This window comes from Pseudomonas sp. FW300-N1A1, assembly GCF_058789115.1.
Window position 1 is genome coordinate 104,625 of record NZ_JBYTBK010000002.1, and the last position, 20,711, is coordinate 125,335.

The 20,711-nt window shown below is 60.9% G+C and carries 17 protein-coding genes and 1 pseudogene; 2 read left to right on the forward strand and 16 right to left on the reverse strand.

All coding sequences use genetic code 11. The annotated features are described in order from the left end of the window. Position 1: 1 nt before the first annotated feature. The 8 genes from cfaB to hflK (AC3WQN_RS02825) form a co-directional block, all read right to left on the reverse strand. Positions 2 to 1,189 carry a C17 cyclopropane fatty acid synthase CfaB gene (gene cfaB / locus AC3WQN_RS02790; protein ID WP_103398579.1) on the reverse strand — a complete coding sequence of 396 codons (1,188 nt, stop codon included), beginning with the start codon at positions 1,187 to 1,189 and terminating at the stop codon, positions 2 to 4. An 84-nt stretch (positions 1,190 to 1,273) separates the two neighbouring features. Further along, entirely contained in the window at positions 1,274 to 2,062 is a 789-nt protein-coding gene (locus AC3WQN_RS02795; RefSeq protein WP_103398580.1) for an HvfC/BufC N-terminal domain-containing protein, read from the reverse strand. Then, positions 2,053 to 2,898, reverse strand: coding sequence for an MNIO family bufferin maturase (bufB, locus tag AC3WQN_RS02800; RefSeq protein ID WP_103398581.1), 846 nt, complete (start codon positions 2,896 to 2,898; stop codon positions 2,053 to 2,055). Before bufB ends, AC3WQN_RS02795 begins: the two co-directional genes overlap by 10 nt. Before the next feature lie 67 nt (positions 2,899 to 2,965). Next, on the reverse strand, positions 2,966 to 3,217 hold the full coding sequence (bufA2, locus tag AC3WQN_RS02805; RefSeq protein ID WP_103398582.1) for a BufA2 family periplasmic bufferin-type metallophore: 252 nt from the start codon (positions 3,215 to 3,217) through the stop codon (positions 2,966 to 2,968). Positions 3,218 to 3,374: 157 nt separating this feature from the next. Then, complete coding sequence (locus AC3WQN_RS02810) at positions 3,375 to 5,273, reverse strand: heavy metal translocating P-type ATPase (protein WP_103398583.1); 1,899 nt, start codon at positions 5,271 to 5,273, stop codon at positions 3,375 to 3,377. Beyond that, entirely contained in the window at positions 5,270 to 6,328 is a 1,059-nt protein-coding gene (hflK, locus tag AC3WQN_RS02815; RefSeq protein ID WP_103398584.1) for a protease modulator HflK, read from the reverse strand. The genes AC3WQN_RS02810 and hflK (AC3WQN_RS02815) overlap by 4 nt, the downstream gene beginning before the upstream one ends. Continuing rightward, a complete protein-coding gene (gene hflC, locus AC3WQN_RS02820; RefSeq protein WP_103398585.1) occupies positions 6,325 to 7,368 on the reverse strand; it encodes a protease modulator HflC in 1,044 nt (347 codons plus the stop codon). The genes hflK (AC3WQN_RS02815) and hflC overlap by 4 nt, the downstream gene beginning before the upstream one ends. Beyond that, positions 7,365 to 9,329 (reverse strand): protease modulator HflK, encoded by a 1,965-nt coding sequence (gene hflK / locus AC3WQN_RS02825; RefSeq protein ID WP_103398586.1) that lies wholly within the window; start codon positions 9,327 to 9,329, stop codon positions 7,365 to 7,367. Before hflK (AC3WQN_RS02825) ends, hflC begins: the two co-directional genes overlap by 4 nt. A gap of 214 nt (positions 9,330 to 9,543) precedes the next feature. On the opposite strand from hflK (AC3WQN_RS02825), the pseudogene AC3WQN_RS02830 reads away from it, so the two are divergent. After that, positions 9,544 to 10,100: pseudogene (locus tag AC3WQN_RS02830) on the forward strand (FAD-dependent oxidoreductase); the annotation flags it as partial. A gap of 7 nt (positions 10,101 to 10,107) precedes the next feature. On the opposite strand, the gene AC3WQN_RS02835 reads toward AC3WQN_RS02830, so the two are convergent. Next, positions 10,108 to 10,581 carry an Lrp/AsnC family transcriptional regulator gene (locus AC3WQN_RS02835; protein ID WP_103398587.1) on the reverse strand — a complete coding sequence of 158 codons (474 nt, stop codon included), beginning with the start codon at positions 10,579 to 10,581 and terminating at the stop codon, positions 10,108 to 10,110. Positions 10,582 to 10,725: 144 nt separating this feature from the next. Between AC3WQN_RS02835 and AC3WQN_RS02840 the strand changes: the two genes are divergently transcribed. Next, the gene (locus tag AC3WQN_RS02840) at positions 10,726 to 11,355 is read left to right on the forward strand and encodes a LysE family translocator (protein WP_103398588.1); all 630 of its coding nucleotides are present in this window, start codon (positions 10,726 to 10,728) and stop codon (positions 11,353 to 11,355) included. 2 nt (positions 11,356 to 11,357) lie between these two features. Here the strand turns inward: AC3WQN_RS02840 and AC3WQN_RS02845 are convergent, their stop codons facing one another. From AC3WQN_RS02845 to AC3WQN_RS02875, 7 genes are all read right to left on the reverse strand, one after another. Beyond that, a complete protein-coding gene (locus AC3WQN_RS02845; protein ID WP_103398589.1) occupies positions 11,358 to 13,502 on the reverse strand; it encodes a hypothetical protein in 2,145 nt (714 codons plus the stop codon). Next, a complete protein-coding gene (locus tag AC3WQN_RS02850) occupies positions 13,489 to 14,688 on the reverse strand; it encodes a DUF3142 domain-containing protein (RefSeq protein ID WP_103398590.1) in 1,200 nt (399 codons plus the stop codon). Before AC3WQN_RS02850 ends, AC3WQN_RS02845 begins: the two co-directional genes overlap by 14 nt. Positions 14,689 to 14,936: 248 nt before the next feature. Beyond that, on the reverse strand, positions 14,937 to 15,770 hold the full coding sequence (locus tag AC3WQN_RS02855) for a class I SAM-dependent methyltransferase (protein WP_103398591.1): 834 nt from the start codon (positions 15,768 to 15,770) through the stop codon (positions 14,937 to 14,939). Beyond that, positions 15,764 to 16,918, reverse strand: coding sequence for an acyltransferase family protein (locus AC3WQN_RS02860; RefSeq protein WP_103398592.1), 1,155 nt, complete (start codon positions 16,916 to 16,918; stop codon positions 15,764 to 15,766). The genes AC3WQN_RS02855 and AC3WQN_RS02860 overlap by 7 nt, the downstream gene beginning before the upstream one ends. Continuing rightward, on the reverse strand, positions 16,915 to 17,790 hold the full coding sequence (locus tag AC3WQN_RS02865) for a class I SAM-dependent methyltransferase (RefSeq protein ID WP_103398593.1): 876 nt from the start codon (positions 17,788 to 17,790) through the stop codon (positions 16,915 to 16,917). Before AC3WQN_RS02865 ends, AC3WQN_RS02860 begins: the two co-directional genes overlap by 4 nt. Next, entirely contained in the window at positions 17,787 to 19,073 is a 1,287-nt protein-coding gene (locus tag AC3WQN_RS02870) for a glycosyltransferase (protein WP_103398594.1), read from the reverse strand. Before AC3WQN_RS02870 ends, AC3WQN_RS02865 begins: the two co-directional genes overlap by 4 nt. Beyond that, on the reverse strand, positions 19,067 to 20,677 hold the full coding sequence (locus AC3WQN_RS02875) for a glycosyltransferase (protein WP_103398695.1): 1,611 nt from the start codon (positions 20,675 to 20,677) through the stop codon (positions 19,067 to 19,069). The genes AC3WQN_RS02870 and AC3WQN_RS02875 overlap by 7 nt, the downstream gene beginning before the upstream one ends. Positions 20,678 to 20,711: the final 34 nt, after the last annotated feature.

The window sequence follows — 20,711 nt, forward strand, 5'->3', positions numbered from 1 at the left end:
TTCAAGGGTTGTAGATGTCGTCACGGGTCCAGGGGAGCTCGTGACTGCCGTCGGGATGGGCCTTGACCGCGAGGATCTGGTGCAGGTTGATCCAGCCCCGTGCGAACGCGTAGGCGCAACCTGCCAGGTACAGCCGCCAGATCCGCAGGGCTTGTTCCGGCACTTCTTTGGCGGCGGCCTCAAGGTTGTCCTCCAGCCGCTCGCTCCAGTGATCCAGCGTACGTGCGTAGTGCAGGCGCAGGCTTTCGACATCGACGATTTCCAGCCCGACCTCACTGATCTGGGCACACATCATCGCCAGGTGCGGTAACTCGCCATTCGGGAAAACATAGCGCCCGATGAAGTCCCCTGCCCCGCGCCCGACCGGCCGGCCATCGGTGTGCTTGGCGGTAATTCCATGGTTCATCACCAGGCCGCCTTCACGCACCGCGCCGAACAGGGTCTGGCAGTACTCAGGCAGGTTGGCGTGGCCGACATGCTCGAACATGCCGACACTCACCACCTTGTCGAACCGACCGTCCTGGGGCAGATCACGGTAGTCGAGCAACTGCAGCTCAACCAGATCCTGCAACCCCTCATCGGCTACCCGTTCACGGGCCAGCGCCAACTGCTCCTTGCTCAGGGTGATGCCAAACACCCTGGCCCCGAACTCCCGCGCGGCATAACGCGCCAACCCTCCCCAACCGCACCCTACATCCAGCAGGTACTCGCCGGGTTGCAGCCGTAGTTTGCGACAAAGGTGACGGAATTTTGCTTGCTGGGCTTGTTCCAGGGACTCACTTCCGGTCTCGAAGTAGGCGCAGGAGTACGCCATGTCACTGTCGAGCCAGAGCTGATAGAACGCGTTAGAGAGGTCGTAGTGATAGGAAATGGCCGCCGCGTCAGTGGCTTTGTCATGGGCCGTGCGCACTGGTTGATTGCCGTCAGCGTCCTCCAGCAGTGCCTGGGTCCACTCATCACAGACCCGGATCACATCGCTGATCGAACCCTCGAGCTCAAGCTTGCCTTCAACAAAGGCCGCACCGAGCAGGTCAAGGCTGGGATGGATGAATTGCGGCACCAGTTGCGGATCCTTGACCACAATCGTGACGCTGGGCGCAGGGCCCAGATTGAATTCATGGCCGTCCCAGAGTCGCAAGCGAAGCGGCAATTGCAGATTCTGTAAGGCCGGCGGAAGTTGCACGAGCATGAATAATCCCCCTTGTTTCAGACGTCTGAACTGAGGGTAGACCATCGTGAAAAATAAGCTGGCTACCGAATAAATAGCCTTTTTCTATGAATCACGACGGAGCAATAAGCTGTCGTAAACCCACTGCTTCAGCCAGGTCACGGCCTGAAGAGGTGCGCCCTCTCCATAATTGACTGTCATTTGTGCGCACAGTTCGGCGAAATTCCAGCCTTCCTTGGCCATGCCACTGAGCGCCCACGCCTCATCGGGCGGCAGGCTGCGGTAATGACAGATCAGGCCTGCACGCCAGACCACGACCACCTGCGGCGCATCCAGCTTCCGGCTGCCCGGGAACCCACTTTTATCCTTAACCGAGCGCCACAGCGCAACACTGTTGAAGCCGCATTCCAGCCACTGTACGCACGGCCGTAACCCGAGTTGCAGCGCCGGCCACTCCTCCGGCGACAGGCAGGCCATGTTCTCCATCGTCAGCGGCTCGCGCTCGGCGGCATCGAAGGCCTGGGTGAACGCCCACTCCAGCTGTGCCAACTCGGCCAAGGGTGCGCCCTTCGCCTCAACCAGATGAGTACGGATGAACACCTCGAATCCACTGCCCAGCCAACGCAAGCTAAAGTGTGCCGACGGATTCTGCCGCAAATATTGCGCCGTCAATTGATCGAACTCTGCGTCACCCAGCCAGTGCCGGATCGCCGGAAAGTCATCACGCAGGACGTCCTGCAACCTGGCCTGATAAGCGTTGTGGTAAATCGCCAACCCCGTCTCGACGTCCAGGGTCGGACCACCGATCAACGTGCAAGCCAAGGCGGAATTGACTGCGGCCTGCTCCCCGAGCAGGTAGTTTTCAAAAGCCCGTTGCCACTCGTTCAGGCGCATTCCAGTCTCCGAGCCAGCGTGGCGTCACCCAACTCGCGGGCTTTTTGCAACTCGGCGAGCAGCTCTTCAAACGGCGGGAAATGGTCATCACGCTCAAGCAAGGTCGCAACGGGACCGAGGTGGTCGAGGGTTCGTTGGTACAGCGCCCAGACCGGATCACTGACCGTGTGGTCGTGGGTGTCGATCACGTAGTCGCCGTAATCGTGATGGCCCGCCAGGTGCAATTGCCGGATACGGTGTGCCGGCAACGCCTCGATGAATGTCCAGGCATCGAAGCCATGGTTACGGGAGCTGACGTAGACGTTGTTCACATCCAGCAGTAGCTCACAACCGCTGGCCGCACTCAACGCCGCCAGAAACTCCCATTCACTGAACTCATCACCGGCTGCACGCACATAACTGGAGACGTTCTCCAACACCAAAGGACGTTGCAACACATCCTGTACCTGCCTCACCCGCTCGGCCACGTAACTCAGGCTTTCTTCGGTGTAGGGCAGCGGCAGCAAGTCATGCAACTGATGGGCGTTGCCCCGGCTCCAGCACAAATGATCGGAAATCCACGCGGGCCTGACCCGCTCGGCCAATGCCTTGAGTTGCTGCAGATACTCAGGGTCAAGGGCATGGGGCCCACCGATGGACAGCGATACGCCATGCATCACCAGCGGATAACGCTCGGCAATGGCATCCAGGTAATACAGGGCCTTGCCGCCCTGCACCATGAAATTCTCGGAGACGACTTCAAACCAGTCCACTGCCGGCGACTGTTCCAGAATCTGTTGATAGTAGGCACTGCGCAAACCCAGGCCGTAGCCGAGGCTGGAGATGGAAGCGGGCATTGCAGACTCCTCGCAACGTGGCCGCAGTGGTGAACAAGGCACCACTGCGGTAGCACTCGGTCCTCGGTTACTCGCCGACTTTGCCACCCGCCTTTTCACAGACTGCCTGGGTCATCGCCTTGAAGCCCTGGCCTTTGCAGGTACCCATGCCTTTACACGCGTGGTCTTTGGTCTTGCAGTCGTTCTGACCTTTGCAGGCGTTCACTCCGTAGCAGTGAACATTGGCATCGGCGGCCGAAGCCGTAGTGGCGACGCCCGCAAACAGGGTGGCGGCGGCCAACGCGAGGGCGGCACCGGCGGCAGCGGATTTCATGGTCATTTTTCTTATCCTCGATAATCGACAGGGGTGTCGGCTGGAAAGGTGTTCAGTCCCGACATAGCACTAGAGAGCACCGCCCCGGCGGCGTTACAGTCGTATCGAAAAAAGAAAAGAAATCGGAAGATGACAGACCGGCATCCCCCGAGACGGTCAAGCCCTACAGTTTGAGCAGTGGTTCTTGAAAGCGCAGCAAACGCCCGGCATTACCCAACACCAGCAAGGTACTCAGGTTGTGCAAAATGGCGGCGATCATCGCACCCGCCGCGCCCAGCCAACCAAAAGCAGCGAAGGCCACGATCGCCAAGGTCCAGCCCAAGCCGATGATCACGTTCACTTGCAAGGTCCGTCGGCACTGGCGACTCAAACGGACACAGGTTCCCAACCGACGCAGGTCACTACCGATCAACACGATATCAGCCGACGCCAGCGCGATGTCTGCACCGCCCGCCCCCATGGCCACACCAACCACACCCGCCTTGAGTGCCAAGGAGTCGTTGATGCCATCACCTACCACCATAGGCCGGAAGCCGGTATCGATTTCCGCAAGGACGCGGTTGAGTTTGTCCTCGGGCAGCGCCTGCGCTTCGACGTGACTGATGCCGATATCCTTGGCCAGGCTATGGGCGACACTGTGTCGATCACCGGTCAGCAACAACTGTCGACCCAGCCCCAGTTCACGCAACTCATGCAAGGCAAAACGGGCTTCAGGCTTGACGCTGTCGGCCAGCAGCAACCAGGCCAGGAACCGCCCGTCCAGCGCCAGACCGGCGATCGGGCCATCGTGTTCCGGTACCTTTGAGGTGGCAATCCCCAACTGTGCGAACAACTCTGGGCGACCGAGCGCGGCTTCCCCCTGCTCCGTCATCGCCACTACCCCCAGGCCCTGACGTTCACGAATTTCCGTCAGCGGTAGAAATTGCTTCGTTTCCACCATTCCGGCCAACGCCCGGCTGACAGGGTGACTGCTGGCCGAGCCAAGGCTGGCGGCCAGGGTCAACAGGGTGCCTCGGTCCTCGACCGGACTGTCGATTGATTGCAGGCGCAGGGTGCCGAAGGTCAACGTACCGGTCTTGTCGACCACCAGAGAAGTCAGGTCCGCCAACTCTTCGAGGAATGCCGAACTGCGAATCAGAATACCGTGGCGTGCCGCTACCGCGATTCCGGCGATCGCCGTCGCCGGAGCGGACAACACCAACGCACAGGGACACGCGGCCACCAGCACCGCAAGCATGGCTTGCGCATCGTTGGTGATGAACCAGGTCACCGCCGCCAGCAACAACACCAACACCATATAACTACCGGCATAGCGCTCCAGCAAACGGGTGATCGGCGGTTTGGCGCGTTCGGCACTTTGCATCAGCGCAATGACTTTGCCCAGCGTGGACTCGCTGCCGGTGCGAGTCACTTCCAGATGCAACAAACCATCGAGGTTGATCGCACCACCGAACACCTGCATGCCGACACTGGCCTCAAGTGGCACCGATTCACCGGTAATCGGTGCAGTGTCCAGGCTCGCTTGCCCGGACAGCACCAGGCCATCGGCCGGCACCCTATCCCCGGCGCGAACCTCAACCCTGTCACCGGCTTTCAGTTTGCCATTGTCGATTTCCACGATTGAGCCATCGGCCTGAATCTGACGCGCGTGACTGCGAGTCAGCCGGCCGAGTGCGTGGATTGCCTCCTGAGAGCCAATCACGCTACGCTCTTCGAGCACATGGCCGAAGATCATGATGATCGGCAGTAACGCGGCGGTCAGCAGATCACCAGTGGCCCAAGCGCCCATCATCGCCAAGGCGATCAATTGATCGGTGATGCCGTGCAGGCTCGGGTAACGCAGGCTGTACCAAGCCGAACGCATGACCGGCACCGCCACCAACAGCGAAGCGACACCGAGCAGCAGTTGGCTGACGCCGGTTTGCTGCGGTGAAAGCCAGCGCCAGATCAACCCCAGGCCAAGCAAGCCCAATGCAAGCATGGCCAACGTCAGTTGGCGGGCGGCACTACGTTGCTCGACTGTGGTCAGCATGCTTGGCAGCGGGGCAGTATGTGCAGTCATTGTTCAGCTCCCTGAATGATCAGGTGGGAATCATCTTTAGGGTTGATCGTCGTGACCGAACCGGCCTGGCCAAGAATTTTTGGCAATCGCTCGCGGTAGATCCGCAGGAGCATTTGCGGATCGGTGCCCTGCTGTTGTGCCTGCGCCAGACTCGATACCGTGGCGGTATCCGTTGAGGCTTTGGCCAGTCGCTCACTGGCCTTGGCATAAGCGACTTGCAGCGTTCGGTCGGCTTGCTGGGTTGCGGTCTGAGTGAGCTTTTCGGCTTCGGTACGGGCATTGGCCACAGTTTTGTCCGCTTGCTGACTGGCCGTCAGTACCGCATTAAACGCGTTCACGGCCGGCGTCGGCAGACTTGACTGCACATCGACCCTGGCCACCTCGATACCCAACCCCTGCCCCGTTTCCGCCAACTCCGCCAAGCGCTGGTTGATGCCCTGAACCAGATCACCCCGCAGGCGCTCACGGCGCTCGGCGGCCTGACTGTCACTGCCGAGCAACTCCGGTCGAGCCACCAGAATGGTGTCCAGATCCCGCGCAGCTGTCAGCGCCACCGCGCTGCGTGTAACCAGACGGTCCAGCGCCGGCAGTACATGATCGGCCTGCAATACGAACGCGTAGGGCTCCGTCACTTTGTAAAACACCCTTACGTCCAGTTGAACCACACCAGCATCGCCCGTGAGCAAGTACCCGGAGCCGGCATACGCATCGCTCATGGGTGTGGCGAAACTGGCAGCCCGTTCTGCTTTCAGGGCCGCGTCGGAGCGCAGCAAGTTGTCCACCCGCCGCTCAATCACTCGATCCGCCGCGGGTAACAAAACCACCTGCTCAAACGGTCGCGGCCAGGCCAACAACAGCCCGGCATTCTGAATCCGATCCAGTGCGCCGAAGTGCAGCACCACCGCGCGATCCTGGGGGTCGATCTGCCGCACATTGGAAAATCCCCAAACCAGCGCCGCGAGCACCGTGACCCCATAGAGCGCGAGAAAGGTCAGACGCCCCGCTTGAATCCATGGGCTGTTAAGTTCCTGTGTTCCACGTGGAACCTCACTCATGGCTGCGACCCGGCCTTGCTTTCCAGAGTCGGCGGACCATCAACCAACACCCGGAAAGGCGCAGCATCGGTGCGCAAAATCAGCTTGGTGCCGGGAGTGACGACCGTGCCCAGCGTGTCCAGCGAGCGCAGTAAGTTGTACAGCTGCGGCGAGCTGGCGTAGGCCTTGCCATAAATGTCTGCCGCTTCGACCCGCGACTGGGCTTCGATATCCGCCGCCTTCACTGCGGCGTCGGCCTGAACAATCCGTGCATCGCGCTCGGCGGCGGAGCGGACCTGCGCCGCTTCGCGCTTACCAATGGCCGTGCGTTCAGTGGCGATGGTTTCACGCTCGGCGCGCATCCGGTCGACCGTGGCCGTGAGGGTCACCGATGGCAGTGTCAGCCGCTCAATGCCGACTTGCAGCACGCGCACACCATAAGTCGATAGCAACTGCTGCTCGATCTGCTTACGCAGTTGTGCCTCGAAATCGGCGATGCGCACTTGGCTGGCATCAGTGTTCACCAGGTTGGCCAGGTCGAAACTGCTGGCGCTGGTTTCCAGCGCCGATCCGACGAAGGTGCGAATCTGCCGCGCCGCCTCGTCAGGCTGGTTCTGCACCGCGCGCATGAAGCGCTGCACGTTGTCCGGGTCACTTTGCACCTGCCATGCCACATAGGCTTGTACGATGATCCGCAAACCATCACGCGTGCCTACATCCTGCAGGCCGCTGGAAGTGGTGCGTAACCGCAAGTCCACCGGGGTCGCCGCCTCGAAGGGTGCCGGCCAACGCCAACTGAGGCCAGGTTCCAGCAACACCCGGGCCGGGTTGCCAAAGCGGGTGATCACTGTTGCTTCGCCAGAACGCACTTGCACCAGGCTGGCTGCCGCCACGACAAACAACACCAGCACCGCCGCCCATCCCATGCGTCGCCACGGAAACGGTCCCGCCTCGCCTGGTTCGCCATGGTGATGATGGTGGTGGGAATGTCCACCATGACTGTGATCATGGCCCGCGTGGTCGTGATGATCATGGGACTCGTGGGAATGAGACGGGCTCAATGGGCAACTCCTGGCTGAACAGTTTGACGAGACGGCGACGGATCTGCCGGTAACGTGAAGCTTCTTAAATCGATGGTCGGCGCAGTGTTACCACCCAGACGGTGATCAAGCACCAGCACTTTGGTGTTCGCCAGACCCTGGATCAATTGGGCTAGGTACTGTTCCAGAACAAAGGCCTGACCCGCAGCCGCATAGGCTTTGCGCTCGGCCACAAATCGCAGGTCAGCAGCCCGGGCTGTGGCGTTGATTTCGTAGGCTGTGGCCGATGCCTGATCATGGGCAAGACTGGCCTGCAGCTGCGCCTCGTTAGCCTGCTCCATAGCCGCACCGCGCTCCCGGGAGATCAGTGCGCGCGCAGCAATCTGCGCCGCTTGCACTCCGTGGTAGGCGTTGGCCGCGCCCGCTGGCGGGTGAATGGCTTCAACCACCGTGGCGAGGATTTCCACACCGCTGTCGAGTGCATGTAAGTCAGCCTGCACAGCTTGGCCAATATCTTGCGCCAGACTGACGCGGTCTTCGCCGAGCAGCCCATCAAGAGTACGTGAGGCGAAATCATGCACCAGGATCCGGCTAGCCGTGCTGCGAATCAGAGTCGGCACATCGGCATGGTTGTAGGTCGCAGCCAGAGCAGCTTGATCGGTCAGACCGATGCGATAGACGAAACGCACGTCCATGTTGACGACCTGAAAGCTCTGTTTATCGTTACGGTTGCTGGCAATCACCTGGGACTTGTCATTGACATGGCTGGCGTCCCATAAACGGTTGGCGATCATCGGTGCCGGGCCTTCGGCAGGGTCAGGCACCGTGGATACCGGCGCGTCTCCCACACTGGTGGCCAACTCGTGAACCACACCATTTTCAACACTCAACACCCGCCCCAGTGGCCAAGGCAAGCCTATGTGCAACCCCGGCCCGAAAACCTCGACCGGCTTACCAAAGCGCTCGTAGATGCCCCGTCCTTGCAGCGGAATTTCATGAATCCCGGTCAACAACCACCCCACAAAAGCCACCACCGCCAGCACCGGTATAAACGCTCGGCGCATATAGCTGAAGGCCCAGATCTGTCGCAAGTCGATGCCAAACCGGTTGTGCAATTCATGCTCCAACGCCAGCAACGGCCGCGGTGGCCAGCGCAACATCTGCGCGACAAAACTGCGAGCCAACAGCCTGGGTTCAAGCGAATCACGAACGGGACTGAACAGCGACAACACCGCGCGCAATAAAAACTCCGCCGCGACCAATACCGGTAGCGCACCGATCAAGACAGCCAGTCGTACAGGCCATACGAGCCCGTCACTGCTGAACAGCAGGCAAGCCGCACTGATCACCAGGCAGATGATCGCCACCCGTACGAGCTGCGCCAACTGCCCGGCCTCTGGCCATTGCTCAGAACCTTCCTGTGCCAGTTGCCGTTCGCCGACCAGTAAACCAAAGGCCAGTAGCAAGGAGATCGATGCGCCGACGCTGGCCGAGAGGCCCAGTGCTGCAGTGGGCAACGTCAGGCTCCAGGCCAGGTCGATGCAGAACAACACCAGCAACGCCCACCCGGCCAGCCACAGGGTTGGCGCGCCGATCTGCCGCATCAAGTTCAGCCATCGGTCCCCCAGACGGACCAACAGGCGCTCATACCAGCCCAGCAGCTCATTGGAGGGGGCAGGGCCCTCCTCCAGCGCTGCCGTCATCGGCGCGACCATTGCCCGTGTTCGCCACTGCGCCACCCACAACGCCGACTGCAAGCCGGCCACGACAATGATCAATGCGCAGGCCTGATTGACCAGCAGGGGTACCCACAGCGATTGCGCTGTAAACAGCCCGACAAACGCTGCCAGCAACAATCCCATTGCCGCCAATGCCATCAGACCGATGGCCGCCAGCCTCAATCGCCTTGCATGAAACACAGCCTGCTGAAAACGCGGCAGTCCTTCGACGCTCGTCCCTTCGGCTTCCAGATCGACTTGCATAGCACCTCAGTACTTTTGATGGCTTGAACCGGGCCTGTGAAAACGACATCAGACCGCTGCACGCAGCGTATATCGTTACGATATAACGGTGTGCGTGAATATTTTGTTGAGGGCAGACCTCCCGACCAAGATTTCGCAGGTACCGATGTCTTGACTCAATACTTTTGAAGGACAAATACCACGATCATAATATTGCCTGAGCACTACCAGCCTGGGGGCCCGGACGGAAATGAGCGCCAAGGACATCATCATTGCTACCGGTTCGCAGCCAACACCACTGCCCGGTGTGACCCTCGATAACCAGCGTACTCTCGATTCCACCGGCGCCCTGTTACTCAGTGAAGTGCCCAGGTCACGGTGGTTGAATACCTGGAGCGCATTTGTCCGGGTGTTGATGCTGAGGCGGGTAAGATCCTGCAACGTTCCCTCGGCAAACAGGGCATCACACTCAAGCTCGGTTTGAAAATCACGGGCACCACCACCTCCCCCACCGGGGTGCAATTAAGTGTAGAACCGACTACTGGTGGCGCGACGCAATTGATCGACACCGACTACGGGTTGGTGGCTATCGGCCGGCGGCCATTTACCAAAGGCCTGGGCGTACACCTTGTGGGACCGAGCGTCAGTGAATTGATCGGCGAATACTGTGTCGCCATGGCGTTTTCAGCCTCGGCTGAAGATATCGCCCTGACCTGCCACCCACACCCGACGCGCTCCGAGGCATTACGTCAGGCGGCGATGAATGTCGAAGGTATGGCGACACAGTTTTAACCAGACTTCAGCTCGGTAAATGCCCCAGCGGCAATGGCCCTGGGGTTTTCACCGTGTGGATTGCGAAGTTGCTGCGGATGTCACTCACCCCCGGCAGCTTGAGCAGGCTGCCGGTGAGAAAGCTCTCGTATGCGCGCAAGTCAGGTACCACCACTTGCAACAGAAAGTCCGACTCACCCGACACCAGAAACGCCGAAATCACTTCCGGCAGCGCGGTCACCGCCAGGCGAAAAGCCTCGGCTTCTTCATCGTTGTGCCGTACGACCTTGACCCCGACAAACACCGTCAGCCCCAACCCGACTTCGTCACGGTCCAGGTTGGCCTGGTAGCCGCGAATCACCCCGGCCTCTTCCAGCATCCGTACCCGGCGCAAACATGGCGAAGCCGACAGGCCGATCTCGTCCGCCAATTGCACGTTGCTCAGGCGTCCGTCGCGTTGCAGCGCGGCAAGAATTCGGCGGTCATAAGCATCCAGTTTCATGATTTGGCAGTTCCTGACGGTTTTTTTGCATCGAATGGCAGAAGCTGCCAATTCTAGCGGCTTGTACGCTTCATTACGCAACCACCTGCCCTGCCCTTCGGCCCTAGACTTTGCTCACGTAATCGCAATCGAATGGGGTGTGACATGACGCAGCTCTGGCTGTTTTTCCTGGCGTTGGCCGTGGTCTATCTGCTGCCAGGCCCCGACATGATCCTGCTCCTGCAAACCGGCGCCAGACAGGGCAAGGCCGCCGCATTGGCCACCGCCATCGGCCTGGCGATCGCCCGGGGGTGTCACGTAGCGCTCGCCGCGCTGGGCCTGGCGGCCTTGTTCAAAGCCGCGCCCTGGACCTTCGACATCGTGCGCCTGGCAGGTGCTGCGTACCTGTTATGGCTGGGGATTCAATGCCTGCGCTCGAACATGCTGCCGAACCTGAACGCCGATGGCACCCGCGCGTCGAGAGTGGACTGGCGCGAGACAATCCAGCGCGGTTTGTTGACCAACCTGCTCAACCCCAAGGCCCTGCTGTTCTGTTCCGTGCTGTTACCCCAGTTCATCGACCCGCAAGCCGGCCCGGTGCTGACGCAGTTCGCAGCCTTGGGCCTCGTACTGGTGCTGGTCGGTTTGCTATTCGACAGTGCCTACGCGCTGATCGGCGCCGGGCTCGGCCGCTGGCTGACACGCAGCCCGTCGGCGCAGCGCGTTCAGCAATGGCTGTTTGGCAGCCTGCTGATCGGTTTTGCGCTGCGCCTGACCTTTGCCCAGCAGGCGTGAACCTACCTGGCCTTGCGCTTATGGCGGTTGATCAGCCATAGGCCCAGCCCGGTAAACGCCAGCAAAGCACCTATCTGCAGCCACAGCTTGTAAGGCCGTAATGCACTGCGTACCGGTGCCAGAGCCTGGGTCACATAACGTTTATCGGCGCTCTGGAAATCGGGATAAGGGCATTGATGACCGAAGTTCACTGCCCAATCCACATACGGCCCTTCCTTCACGTAGCGTTGATAGAAGGCCTTCTCTTCCTCAAGGCTGGTGCCCCAACCGGCTGCAGCACACAACACCGCGGCGAACGCCTGACTGCTGTGGGGTAGCAAGTCGGCCGCCTGGCTGGCCAAGCCCGTTGCGACGTAGCGATAGTGGAAGCGTTCATCCGGTTTGGCGGCGCTGGCCTGCTGACGTTTCACCTCCGCCTCGCTGATCAGCGGCCCGACCTTGAGCTCAGGTGTTGCGAGGCTGAAGTTGCCGTCAAACGTGGTGTAATCCGGAGCCATTTCGTAACCCAGCAACTCCATTCCATTGTTGCGCGCTATCAACGCTGCGTTGAAATAGTTCTCCGCCCGACGGCTCGGCCACCACCCCGTCTCGGCGGCTTCACGCAAGCGACCATACTCCCTGGCCAGCCCTTGCATCAGTGGATCCGCAAAGTACTGAGGCGCCTCGTCGTAGCGTTGCTCACGCAGTAACCGTCGTCCGAGCAAATCCCGCAAGCGTGCAGCAACGGACAGCGGTACGTAATCATCGCGCTCCTGCTGGGTCAGCGGCGCAGATGCCGGTACCTGTTGATCGACGAACTGCTTGAGCTCGTCGACTGTCAGCACTCGTTCGGCCACCATCGCCGCATCCAGCCAATACAGGTCCTGGCTGCGATACAGCTGCTCGAAAGCTTGCAGATAATCACCGCGCTCCAGCGCCAACAACGCACGCTCACCGTCAACCCGGCAGCCAGGTTTCAAAGTTTCATAGTCGCCATCCGAGGTGCCGCGATAACCCCAGTCTTCGTCCTGCGGAAAGGCTTTGGCAGCGTTGGCGTAAGCATTCACGGCAGCCGCTTTGTCGCCATTGCGCAGCGCCATTTTAGCCCTCAGCCACCAGGCCAGGCCGCCGTCACCTGCGTGCTCAAGCAGAGTCTTGGTGCTGGCGTAGTCGCCAATCTGATAATTGAGCGCGGCCAGGCGATCCGCGTTCTCCAGGCTGCCCGTGGTGCTGCGCACCAGCGTCTTGATCATCTTCTGCTCCGCCGGCGGTTGTTCACCGTAAGACCAGCCGACATGGCTGATCAGGGCTGCGGTGACCAGGTGCTGAACGGCTTTGCCCTTGAGCAGTTCGCTCAGTTGCGCCTCAGGCATTGCATTGAGCTCTTCCACCAACTGCTTGAGGGAGCTGTAGCCCACGGGCGAACCTTGCCGGCTCTGGGCCGCGTACAACTCGATGGCGCTGTTCCAGTCCCCTGCCTGACGCACCAGTCGTGCCTCTTCGCCGAGGCTGGCGATACCCAGCTCCAGCGGATCGCTGAAGCCGTCGATGCTCAACTGACGCGCTTGTACAAAGGCCTGTCGTGCCTGTTGCAGAAGGTCTTGGTGAACAGCCGCGTCAAGGTCGCCAGCCTCCTGGCTGACGGCAAACAGGGCCCGGCCCAGCGAGTACGCAGCCCATGTGCTGCGCAGCGCACGCTGGTCGGCGGGCAATGCCAGCACCTGACGAAAATACTCCGCAGCCACGCCTGGCTCGCCCGCGTTGAACGCCACGGCACCCGCGGTGTACAGGCTCAGTTCCGGCGGCAAGCCGGCTCCTTCGGCCTGTACCTGTTGCGCGCTTTGCAGTCTGCGCAGCTGCGCCACTTGTGCACGCTGAACGTCGCTCAAACCCTGCTGTTCGGCCAGGTTTCGCGCTTGTACATGAGGATCTTCATCACTGCTGTAATCGGTGTTGACGGTGCCTTCCACCGCCGGCTTGAGGCCAGCAATGGCTTTACCCAGGCGATTGACCTCGAACTGGAAACTGCCCTCCGGCAACTCTCCCAGGGTCTGCGCCCGGTCACTGAGCAAACGCAGCGGGAAATCCGGCCCACAGGCCATGGCCGTACCCAAAGGCAGGCAAAGGCTGAAAGCAAGCAAATGACGCGGCCAGTTACGGGAATACATGTGAGCCTCCTTGATCAATAGTTACGCAGCGGGCCCATCCCAGGGTGCGTTCGGCACCGGCTGGCAATCGGCCGTCCTTGAGACGGGTAAAACCGAGCACACCCGACGTCAGTTGCACGGTGTAGCCGTTGAGTGCATCAACCCCGTCGCACTGGGTCGCCGGCAGCGTCACACGCTCCGGCAACGCAGCGTCGAGGTTGCCGGTGTTGCTCACGACGATGTCGTACAGACCGTCGTTGCTGGAAAGGTTCAGCGTCAACTCACTCTGCAGTCGATCACCCCGCGCCACCGCACCCAATGTCGAAAGGCTCCAGGCGCGCCGGTCGCCCTTGAGCGGCAAGCGAAACCAGATCAACCCGGCCAGATGGGACGGTGGCTCGGCACGCAACTGACTGGCGAGGGTCGACAGTTGGCGCGGGTCGGCCAACAGTTCGCGACGCTGGCCAACGCGCTCGATTGGCACTTCGCTTTCAATCAACGGCGCCCCGCCGTCACCCGGTAGCAATGCGATGCCGTAGGCCGGCAGTGCCAGGTAGAACGGTTTAGTAGTAATTCGGCTCCAGCGCTCGGCCCATTCCCTGGCCTGCACTGGGTCGAACAGTCCCCGCTCAGGACGGCTGACGGCATGCACCTGCAACACACTGCTGTCGACCGCCGCCAGCAGCGGCGCAAGCTCAGGGCTGTCCAGCCAGGCCGGCAAGGCGGTGATACTCAGCTTCAATGACACCGGCAGGACATTGCGCAAGCCAACGAGGAACTCGCGATAGGCAGGTAAACGCGCCGTACCCGCATCGTGGTCTATCTCAACGCCGGCCAGCGTCAGCCCCTGAGCCTGCCATCGGGCGAGCACGCGCTGGATCTGCGCCATGGCTTCGGCTTGATCCAGATGCTTGAGCTGACCATCGAGCCGGATGACCGCGATCAGCGGACGGCCATCATCCTTCAGCAACACTGGATTGATCTGCGCCCGGTGCCAGCCCGTTTGCGGGTATGCCTGCAGGGCCAGCACCCGCAGGGTGGAAAAGTCCGGGCGCGATTGAACCAGGGCATCTTCATGGGCCGTCGTCCATTGACGCTGCCAGATGTAGAGCTGTTGATCGAGGGGCGGTGCGTCCTGTTGCTGGCAACCGCCGAGCAGCGCGGCGGTGAACACTAGCGCGCAACGGCGCAAAAAAGTCGCTGACATAAAGGCCTGTGGCTGAGGTCATCCCTAAACGCAAAAAGGGCCTCTGAGGGTAATGCCAGTCAGTTAAGCGAACTCAACCCTTGTAGGAGCGAGCGCGCTCGCGATGGACTCAAGGACAGCGCGTTTAATCAGAAAACACGCGTTATCGTTAACGTCCATCGCGAGCACGCTCGCTCCTACAAATGCGACCCCTCTCCTTAACTGACTGGCATTAGCCTCTCAGGGCCCTTGTTGCTCAGCGCATCAGCCTACTCAGCCAATGGCTTGCGGGCAATGATCACCTGACTTTTCGCCACGACGCCATCCAGTGCCTGCTTGATCTGTGCACCGCGCGGCGAGTCCAGAACCGCCTGCCAGGTCTCGGCCCAGTGATTGAGCAGCGGGTGGTCGGGGTTGCTGAAATCGACCTTGGCCTCCCAGAACAGCAACATCCACAGCGACCAGTAAAAGCCGTACTGGCTGTGGCTGATCACGTCGAGACCGGCATCGCCGACCATCTGCTTGAACTGATCTTCGCTGATGATGCGGATGTGGTTGGGCTTCTGGAAATACTCGGCAGCGGCGATATCTTTCTGCAGATCTTCGGAACTTGGATGCGGGACGCTGAGCAGATACAACGCACCAGGCTTGCCCACGCGCACCAGTTCGGCGAGGAACTGTGCCGGGTCATCGACGTGCTCGATCACCTCGGTGGACACCACCCGTGTCGCCGTACCATCGGCAATCGGCAGCGGTGCGCAATCGGTGACGTGGCACTCGACGCTGGGGGCGATGGTATCCGCCAGCCGCAGGCGGGTCGCCTCGACCTTGGCCGCATCGATGTCGGCGATGATGATCTTCGCCCCACGAGTGGCGCAGAAATGCACGTTGCCGCCGTCACCGCAGCCGACATCCAGCAAGGTGTCGTCGGCGGTCACCGGGAAGCCGGTGAACAACTCGCCGGTTTGCTGATTGAACCAACCGCTCAGGACTGCGTCGCGCAGGCCCAGCATGTAGGGGTCAGCCTTGGCTGCGGGCGCCTCTGGCGGTACGGGCGTGGGGGCGGGAGCACCCGCAGTGAGTTTCTTCAACAGGCTCAGCATGTGGTGACTCCAGGGGCCGTGACAGCCGTTCGGGAAGCGTTCAGGCGTGCAATCAGGTGTGCACCGCGATTACGCATAGGTAGCTCGATGAATCGGTAGTTAAGTTCGCTGAGCACAATGACCAGTGTCACCGCGCAGGCCAGGATCAACACTGGATGGCTCAACGCAGGCGACAACCCCAAGGGTTCAAGACGGAACCCGCACTCGCGGACCAACAGGTACGCCGGAATGTGCGTCAAGTACATCGCATAGGAGCGACTGCCAACCCAGGTCAGCAGCGTCTTCAGCCGGCCCCGTGGCCACAGGTAATCGCGGTTGTAAGATGCAATCCAGACCAGCACCGCACAGAGCACCGCGATTGCCCCAATGCGGTAACGGGTCAGGGAGAATTGATCCGTCGCCAGCACGCTCAAGGCCGCCCCGATACCGAGTAACACCAATGGGCCAAGCCACGCACGCCGCAGAAACGTCGGCTCCCATCGCCCATAACCAGGCCGCGCACTCCACAAGGCCAGCAACACCCCGAGTGCCAGTGCATCGGTTCTGATCACCATCAGCAACGGGTCGCGAAAGGTCAGCAACTGTGCCGCGACCAGCGCCAGTAATGCCCATGCCAAATGACGTCGAAAGATCAGCGCCAGCAATGGCAACAGCAGATAGAACTGCTCTTCGAGGGACAGGCTCCAGTAGACGAAACTGGCCCCGTACTCGTAGGTGAAGAAGCTGTCGGCGAACCTGAAATTGGCAATCTGCAGGAAGCCCGCCAGCGTTGCCATCAGGTTGGCATGCAAGGTACCAAACACCCCGGACTGGTTGAGATACAGGCTGCACAACAAGATCAGCAGCAGCCACAGCCAGCCCGACGGCAGCAAACGAAAGGCCCGGCGAATCCAGAAGTTGCGGGTCTGTTCCCAGTATTCCTGGCGCGAGCGGCAACCTCGCAACGCCGGTATCAGGCTACGGGCAATGACAAAGCCCGAGATGGCGAAGAACAGGTCCACGCCCCACCAGAGCTGCCCACGCAGCGCGAGATGCTCAAACAGAGGCTGCGAACCCGGAAACAGGCTGCCTTGCAGGTGATGAAACAACACACCGAGCACGGCGATGGCACGCAGCAGTTCAATGTCCATGATCCGCTTGTGGGTCATGATCGCTCCTGCGAAGTCGCCGGTTTGCGCGCAATGATCACTTGGCTCTTGGGCATGAACCGGTCCAGCAGTTGCTTGATCGCCAGCCCGTCGGGCTGTGCCAGCAAGTCCTGCCAGGTACGCGCCCAGCTTTCCATCAACGGCGGGTATGGCGGCTGGATCCTGTCACGCACCGCACCGCCCAGGTCGCGACCGGCCGCTCGTTCGCTGGCCCAGAAGAAGATCATGCCCATGACCCAGAAAAAACCGGTGGCCTGCCGGTGCTCGATTACCAGGCCGGCGTCTTCGACCAACGCGGCGAAACGCTCATGGGAAAAGATCTGCACATGATTGGGCGACTGAAAGTAGCCTGCCGGCGCGATGCCCTGTTGCAAGTGTTCACCCACCGGGGCGGGCACGCTGAGCAGATACTGGGCACCAGGACGTCCCATGCGCACCAGCTCCGCCATGAACTGCTCAGGTGTATCGACGTGCTCCAGCACCTCCATGCACACCACTTTGCTCGCACAACCGTCGGCCAACGGCAGCGGCAGGCTGTTGCTGACCAGGCCGAGAGACGGCGCCTGGGTCTGGGCATTCACCTGACTGGCCAGATCACGCACCTTGTCGTGTTCACTGTCGGTAAAGATCACGGATGCGCCCTGGCGCACGGCAAACAGGGTCGCCACGCCTTCACCACAACCGACGTCCAGCAGCGTGTCCTCAGCGGTAATGGCAAACCCCTTGAGCAACTCACCCGTATCGCCCTGGAACCAGCCATCGAGCACCGCGTCGGTCAGCCCGCAATCGCGGGGCGACACTGCGCTGACCGGAACAGTCACCGGGGCGGGCACGGGCACCGGACGCAACCAGCGAAGCAATCGAGCCATCATGCCGGGGTGGTTTCCCGGGCCAGCACTGTCGTGAAAAACTCCCGAAGCCGTTGTTCGGTACCGGCCTGGCTGCAGAACTGCTCAAGCTTGTTCACCGCATGGACCGACATGCGCGCATAACGCGCTTCATCGTTCCAGGCCACATCAAAGCTGGCCTTGTAGGCCGAGCACAATGAATCCCAATTCGTGATGTAGCGTAGCGTCCGGTAAGCCGCACGCGGATCGTGAGGCCAGGCAGTGAGTTCGTCCGTCGAATCGACGATGAAGCTGTTCTCACTGTCGATGTAGTCGGCCATCGCCGTATTGCAGGGTGCAATGGCCGGTTTACCGCACGACATGAACTCCATCAGGGGCAGGCACTGCCCTTCGCCAAACGAACTGTTGACCACATAACTGGTGGCTTCCACCAGGCGTTCGTAGTCCGCGTCGGCGAGAAATCCGTGAATCAGGACAATCCGGCAGCGATAGGACTGGTTTTTATAGAGGTGATGCAGCATGTCATTCAACGCATCGGCGATATCGTGGTGCGTCAACTTCAACACCAGGGTGGCGTCCGGCGTATCGCGGAACGTAGTGCAGAACGCGCTGAGCATGTCCTGCCAGTTTTTTCGGCCATCGTAAGGGTTGAACACCGAGGTATAGATCACGCCATCGAGCACCAGCTGACAGTCGCGCACCGGTCCGTCGAACACTACCGCCTGACCGTCACGCAACGCCTCGGGGCCATAGGGGCGCAAGTCGAGGGTACGGCTGTCGATCAACAACCCGCGCAAGTTGAGCGTGACCTGTTCGGCCCGGGGCTTTTGGTCCAGGCCCTGGCGACGTCCGGAAAACCGGTCCCACACCGGCGCCGGGATGGCACTGACGGGATAGTCCGCGCCCATCGCATCGCGTACGGCCTTGACCGTAAAGCTGGAGTGAGTGATCGCCGCACCCGATGCCGCCAGTACCACACGCCAATCGTGGCGTGGCTCGTCGTGCCAGGTGTCGGTGGGAATGGTGCTGAACTCCCAGGCAAACACCGGAATGGTCGGACAGGCGTAGTGCATCGGCGTGCGATGGGGGGGCGAGAAGGACAGGAAAATGCACGCCTCGCCACGCCGTTGGCAATCCACATACAAGCGGTCGACCAGTTCGTCCGGATTGCTGACCTCGATGACTTGCCCCAGGCGCTCCAATACCGGGCGGAACTCCTTGAGCACAAAGTAGTAGCTGTACTCCGGGCGCCCAAGGTTCTGCACGATGTTACTTTTGTTGGTTTCCGAATGAATGATGATCAGCATGGTGCTGTGCCCGCCACGGCGGCAGCAGGTGCCGGCCTACTCTGGGTTGTCGGGGTCGGCTCGAAGAATTCCTTCAACCGTTGTTGCACGACGTTGAAACTGCAGTAGTCAGCCATGCGCTGGCTGGCCGCGGCAGACATCGCCTGGTAGCGCTCCGGCTGCTCTTTGGCGACCCGGTAGCTGTTCTGGTAAGCGTTTTTCAGCGAGCCCCAATCGGGGCGATGACGCAAGGTGCGGTACAGGATGCGCGTGTCCTGCGGCCATACCGCAGGCTCCTGGCTGGACTCGACGATAAAGGCCACGCGCTCATCAATGTAGTCCTGCATGGCCGTGTGCGCGGGCGCAATCACCGGTTTGCCACAGGCCATGAACTCCATCAGCGGCAGGCACAAGCCTTCGCAGCGGGACGCGTTGACGTAGAAACTGGCCGCGCCATACAAGCGGGCGAACTGCTGGTCGTCCAGGTATCCGTGCATGACCACCACTCGGCAGGAGAAAGGCGACAACTGCGACAACAGGGTCAGCATTTCGACGTAATAGGTGGACAGGTCGCTCTGGGTCATCTTCAACACCAGTGTGGCGTCCTCGACCTCACGCATGGCCCAGCAAAAGGCCGTGATCAGTTGGTGCCAGTTCTTGCGGCCGTCGTCAGGATTGAACACGCTGACGTAGACCACGCCATTGACCTGGGTCTCCACCCGTTCGGTGGTGTCCGGCAGGTTGGCTTGGGGATGCGGTTGCGCAGACAGCGCCTCGATCACCGGCTCGACCGCCTGCGGTCGCTCACGCCGAACCCGGGCAATCAGACCCCGCAGGCGCTCGGGCACCAGATCACGAAAGCCTTCACCGTAGGCCTGGTGCAGGTAATGCCGAAAAATGAACAACCGCCGAGGCAACGACTGGCCAGCGGACTCGCGTAAACTCTCGCGCAGATAGTGTTTGCCAATGAAAAGCCGGCGGCGCCAGGTCAGGTGTGGTGCCTGGGCGATGGTTTCCGACTCCGCCAATGGTCGGGGTTCTGGTTCCGGGATGATCGGTGCAACCAGGCCATCTGCTGAAAGACCGAGTGCACGGCTGTCGATGATGCAACCGATGGTCTGCAAGGTCGCGCCCGGACTGATGGGAGTACTCGGGTACTGGTCGCGCACGCTGGCGAAGGTTTCCCACAGGGGTGTGGGCAAGACCAGTACAGGGAAGTCCTCCCCCAGCGCTTTGCGTACGGCCTGTGCGGTATGGCTGGACAAGGTGATGACGCGGCCTTGCCTGGCCAGTGTACGGCTCCAGTTCTGCCGCAGGTCGTTATCCCAGTGCTCGTCGGGGATCGAGTCGAACTCCCAGGCAACCACGCAGAGCGTTGGGCAATGCAGGTCGGCGGGCGTCTTGTGGGGCGGTGCAAATGAAAGGAACAGGCTTTCTTCGCCCTCGTCTTGAAGGCGTCGATAGAGCGGGTCGACCTCGCCGATCGAATCAACCACATGAACCCGTCCAAGGCTCTCAAGGACCGGACGATAGGCCTTGAGGACGAAGTAATAGCTGTATTCGGGACGGCCGAGACTCTGGCTGATCGAGCGGTCGTTCACGTCTGAATAAAGAATGAAATTCATGGCATCCCACGATGAAACCGCCATCCCGGCAGCC

What these genes read in the sequence shown, in the direction of transcription:
- AC3WQN_RS02865 (WP_103398593.1), bottom strand. Translation starts at nt 17,790, where the DNA reads ATGATGGCTCGATTGCTTCGCTGGTTGCGTCCGGTGCCCGTGCCCGCC.
- cfaB (WP_103398579.1), bottom strand. Translation starts at nt 1,189, where the DNA reads ATGCTCGTGCAACTTCCGCCGGCCTTACAGAATCTGCAATTGCCGCTT.
- AC3WQN_RS02840 (WP_103398588.1), top strand. Translation starts at nt 10,726, where the DNA reads ATGACGCAGCTCTGGCTGTTTTTCCTGGCGTTGGCCGTGGTCTATCTG.
- AC3WQN_RS02845 (WP_103398589.1), bottom strand. Translation starts at nt 13,502, where the DNA reads ATGTATTCCCGTAACTGGCCGCGTCATTTGCTTGCTTTCAGCCTTTGC.
- AC3WQN_RS02855 (WP_103398591.1), bottom strand. Translation starts at nt 15,770, where the DNA reads ATGCTGAGCCTGTTGAAGAAACTCACTGCGGGTGCTCCCGCCCCCACG.
- bufB (WP_103398581.1), bottom strand. Translation starts at nt 2,898, where the DNA reads ATGCCCGCTTCCATCTCCAGCCTCGGCTACGGCCTGGGTTTGCGCAGT.
- AC3WQN_RS02835 (WP_103398587.1), bottom strand. Translation starts at nt 10,581, where the DNA reads ATGAAACTGGATGCTTATGACCGCCGAATTCTTGCCGCGCTGCAACGC.
- AC3WQN_RS02810 (WP_103398583.1), bottom strand. Translation starts at nt 5,273, where the DNA reads ATGACTGCACATACTGCCCCGCTGCCAAGCATGCTGACCACAGTCGAG.
- AC3WQN_RS02860 (WP_103398592.1), bottom strand. Translation starts at nt 16,918, where the DNA reads ATGACCCACAAGCGGATCATGGACATTGAACTGCTGCGTGCCATCGCC.
- AC3WQN_RS02875 (WP_103398695.1), bottom strand. Translation starts at nt 20,677, where the DNA reads ATGAATTTCATTCTTTATTCAGACGTGAACGACCGCTCGATCAGCCAG.
- hflK (WP_103398584.1), bottom strand. Translation starts at nt 6,328, where the DNA reads ATGAGTGAGGTTCCACGTGGAACACAGGAACTTAACAGCCCATGGATT.
- AC3WQN_RS02850 (WP_103398590.1), bottom strand. Translation starts at nt 14,688, where the DNA reads ATGTCAGCGACTTTTTTGCGCCGTTGCGCGCTAGTGTTCACCGCCGCG.
- AC3WQN_RS02795 (WP_103398580.1), bottom strand. Translation starts at nt 2,062, where the DNA reads ATGCGCCTGAACGAGTGGCAACGGGCTTTTGAAAACTACCTGCTCGGG.
- hflK (WP_103398586.1), bottom strand. Translation starts at nt 9,329, where the DNA reads ATGCAAGTCGATCTGGAAGCCGAAGGGACGAGCGTCGAAGGACTGCCG.
- bufA2 (WP_103398582.1), bottom strand. Translation starts at nt 3,217, where the DNA reads ATGACCATGAAATCCGCTGCCGCCGGTGCCGCCCTCGCGTTGGCCGCC.
- AC3WQN_RS02870 (WP_103398594.1), bottom strand. Translation starts at nt 19,073, where the DNA reads ATGCTGATCATCATTCATTCGGAAACCAACAAAAGTAACATCGTGCAG.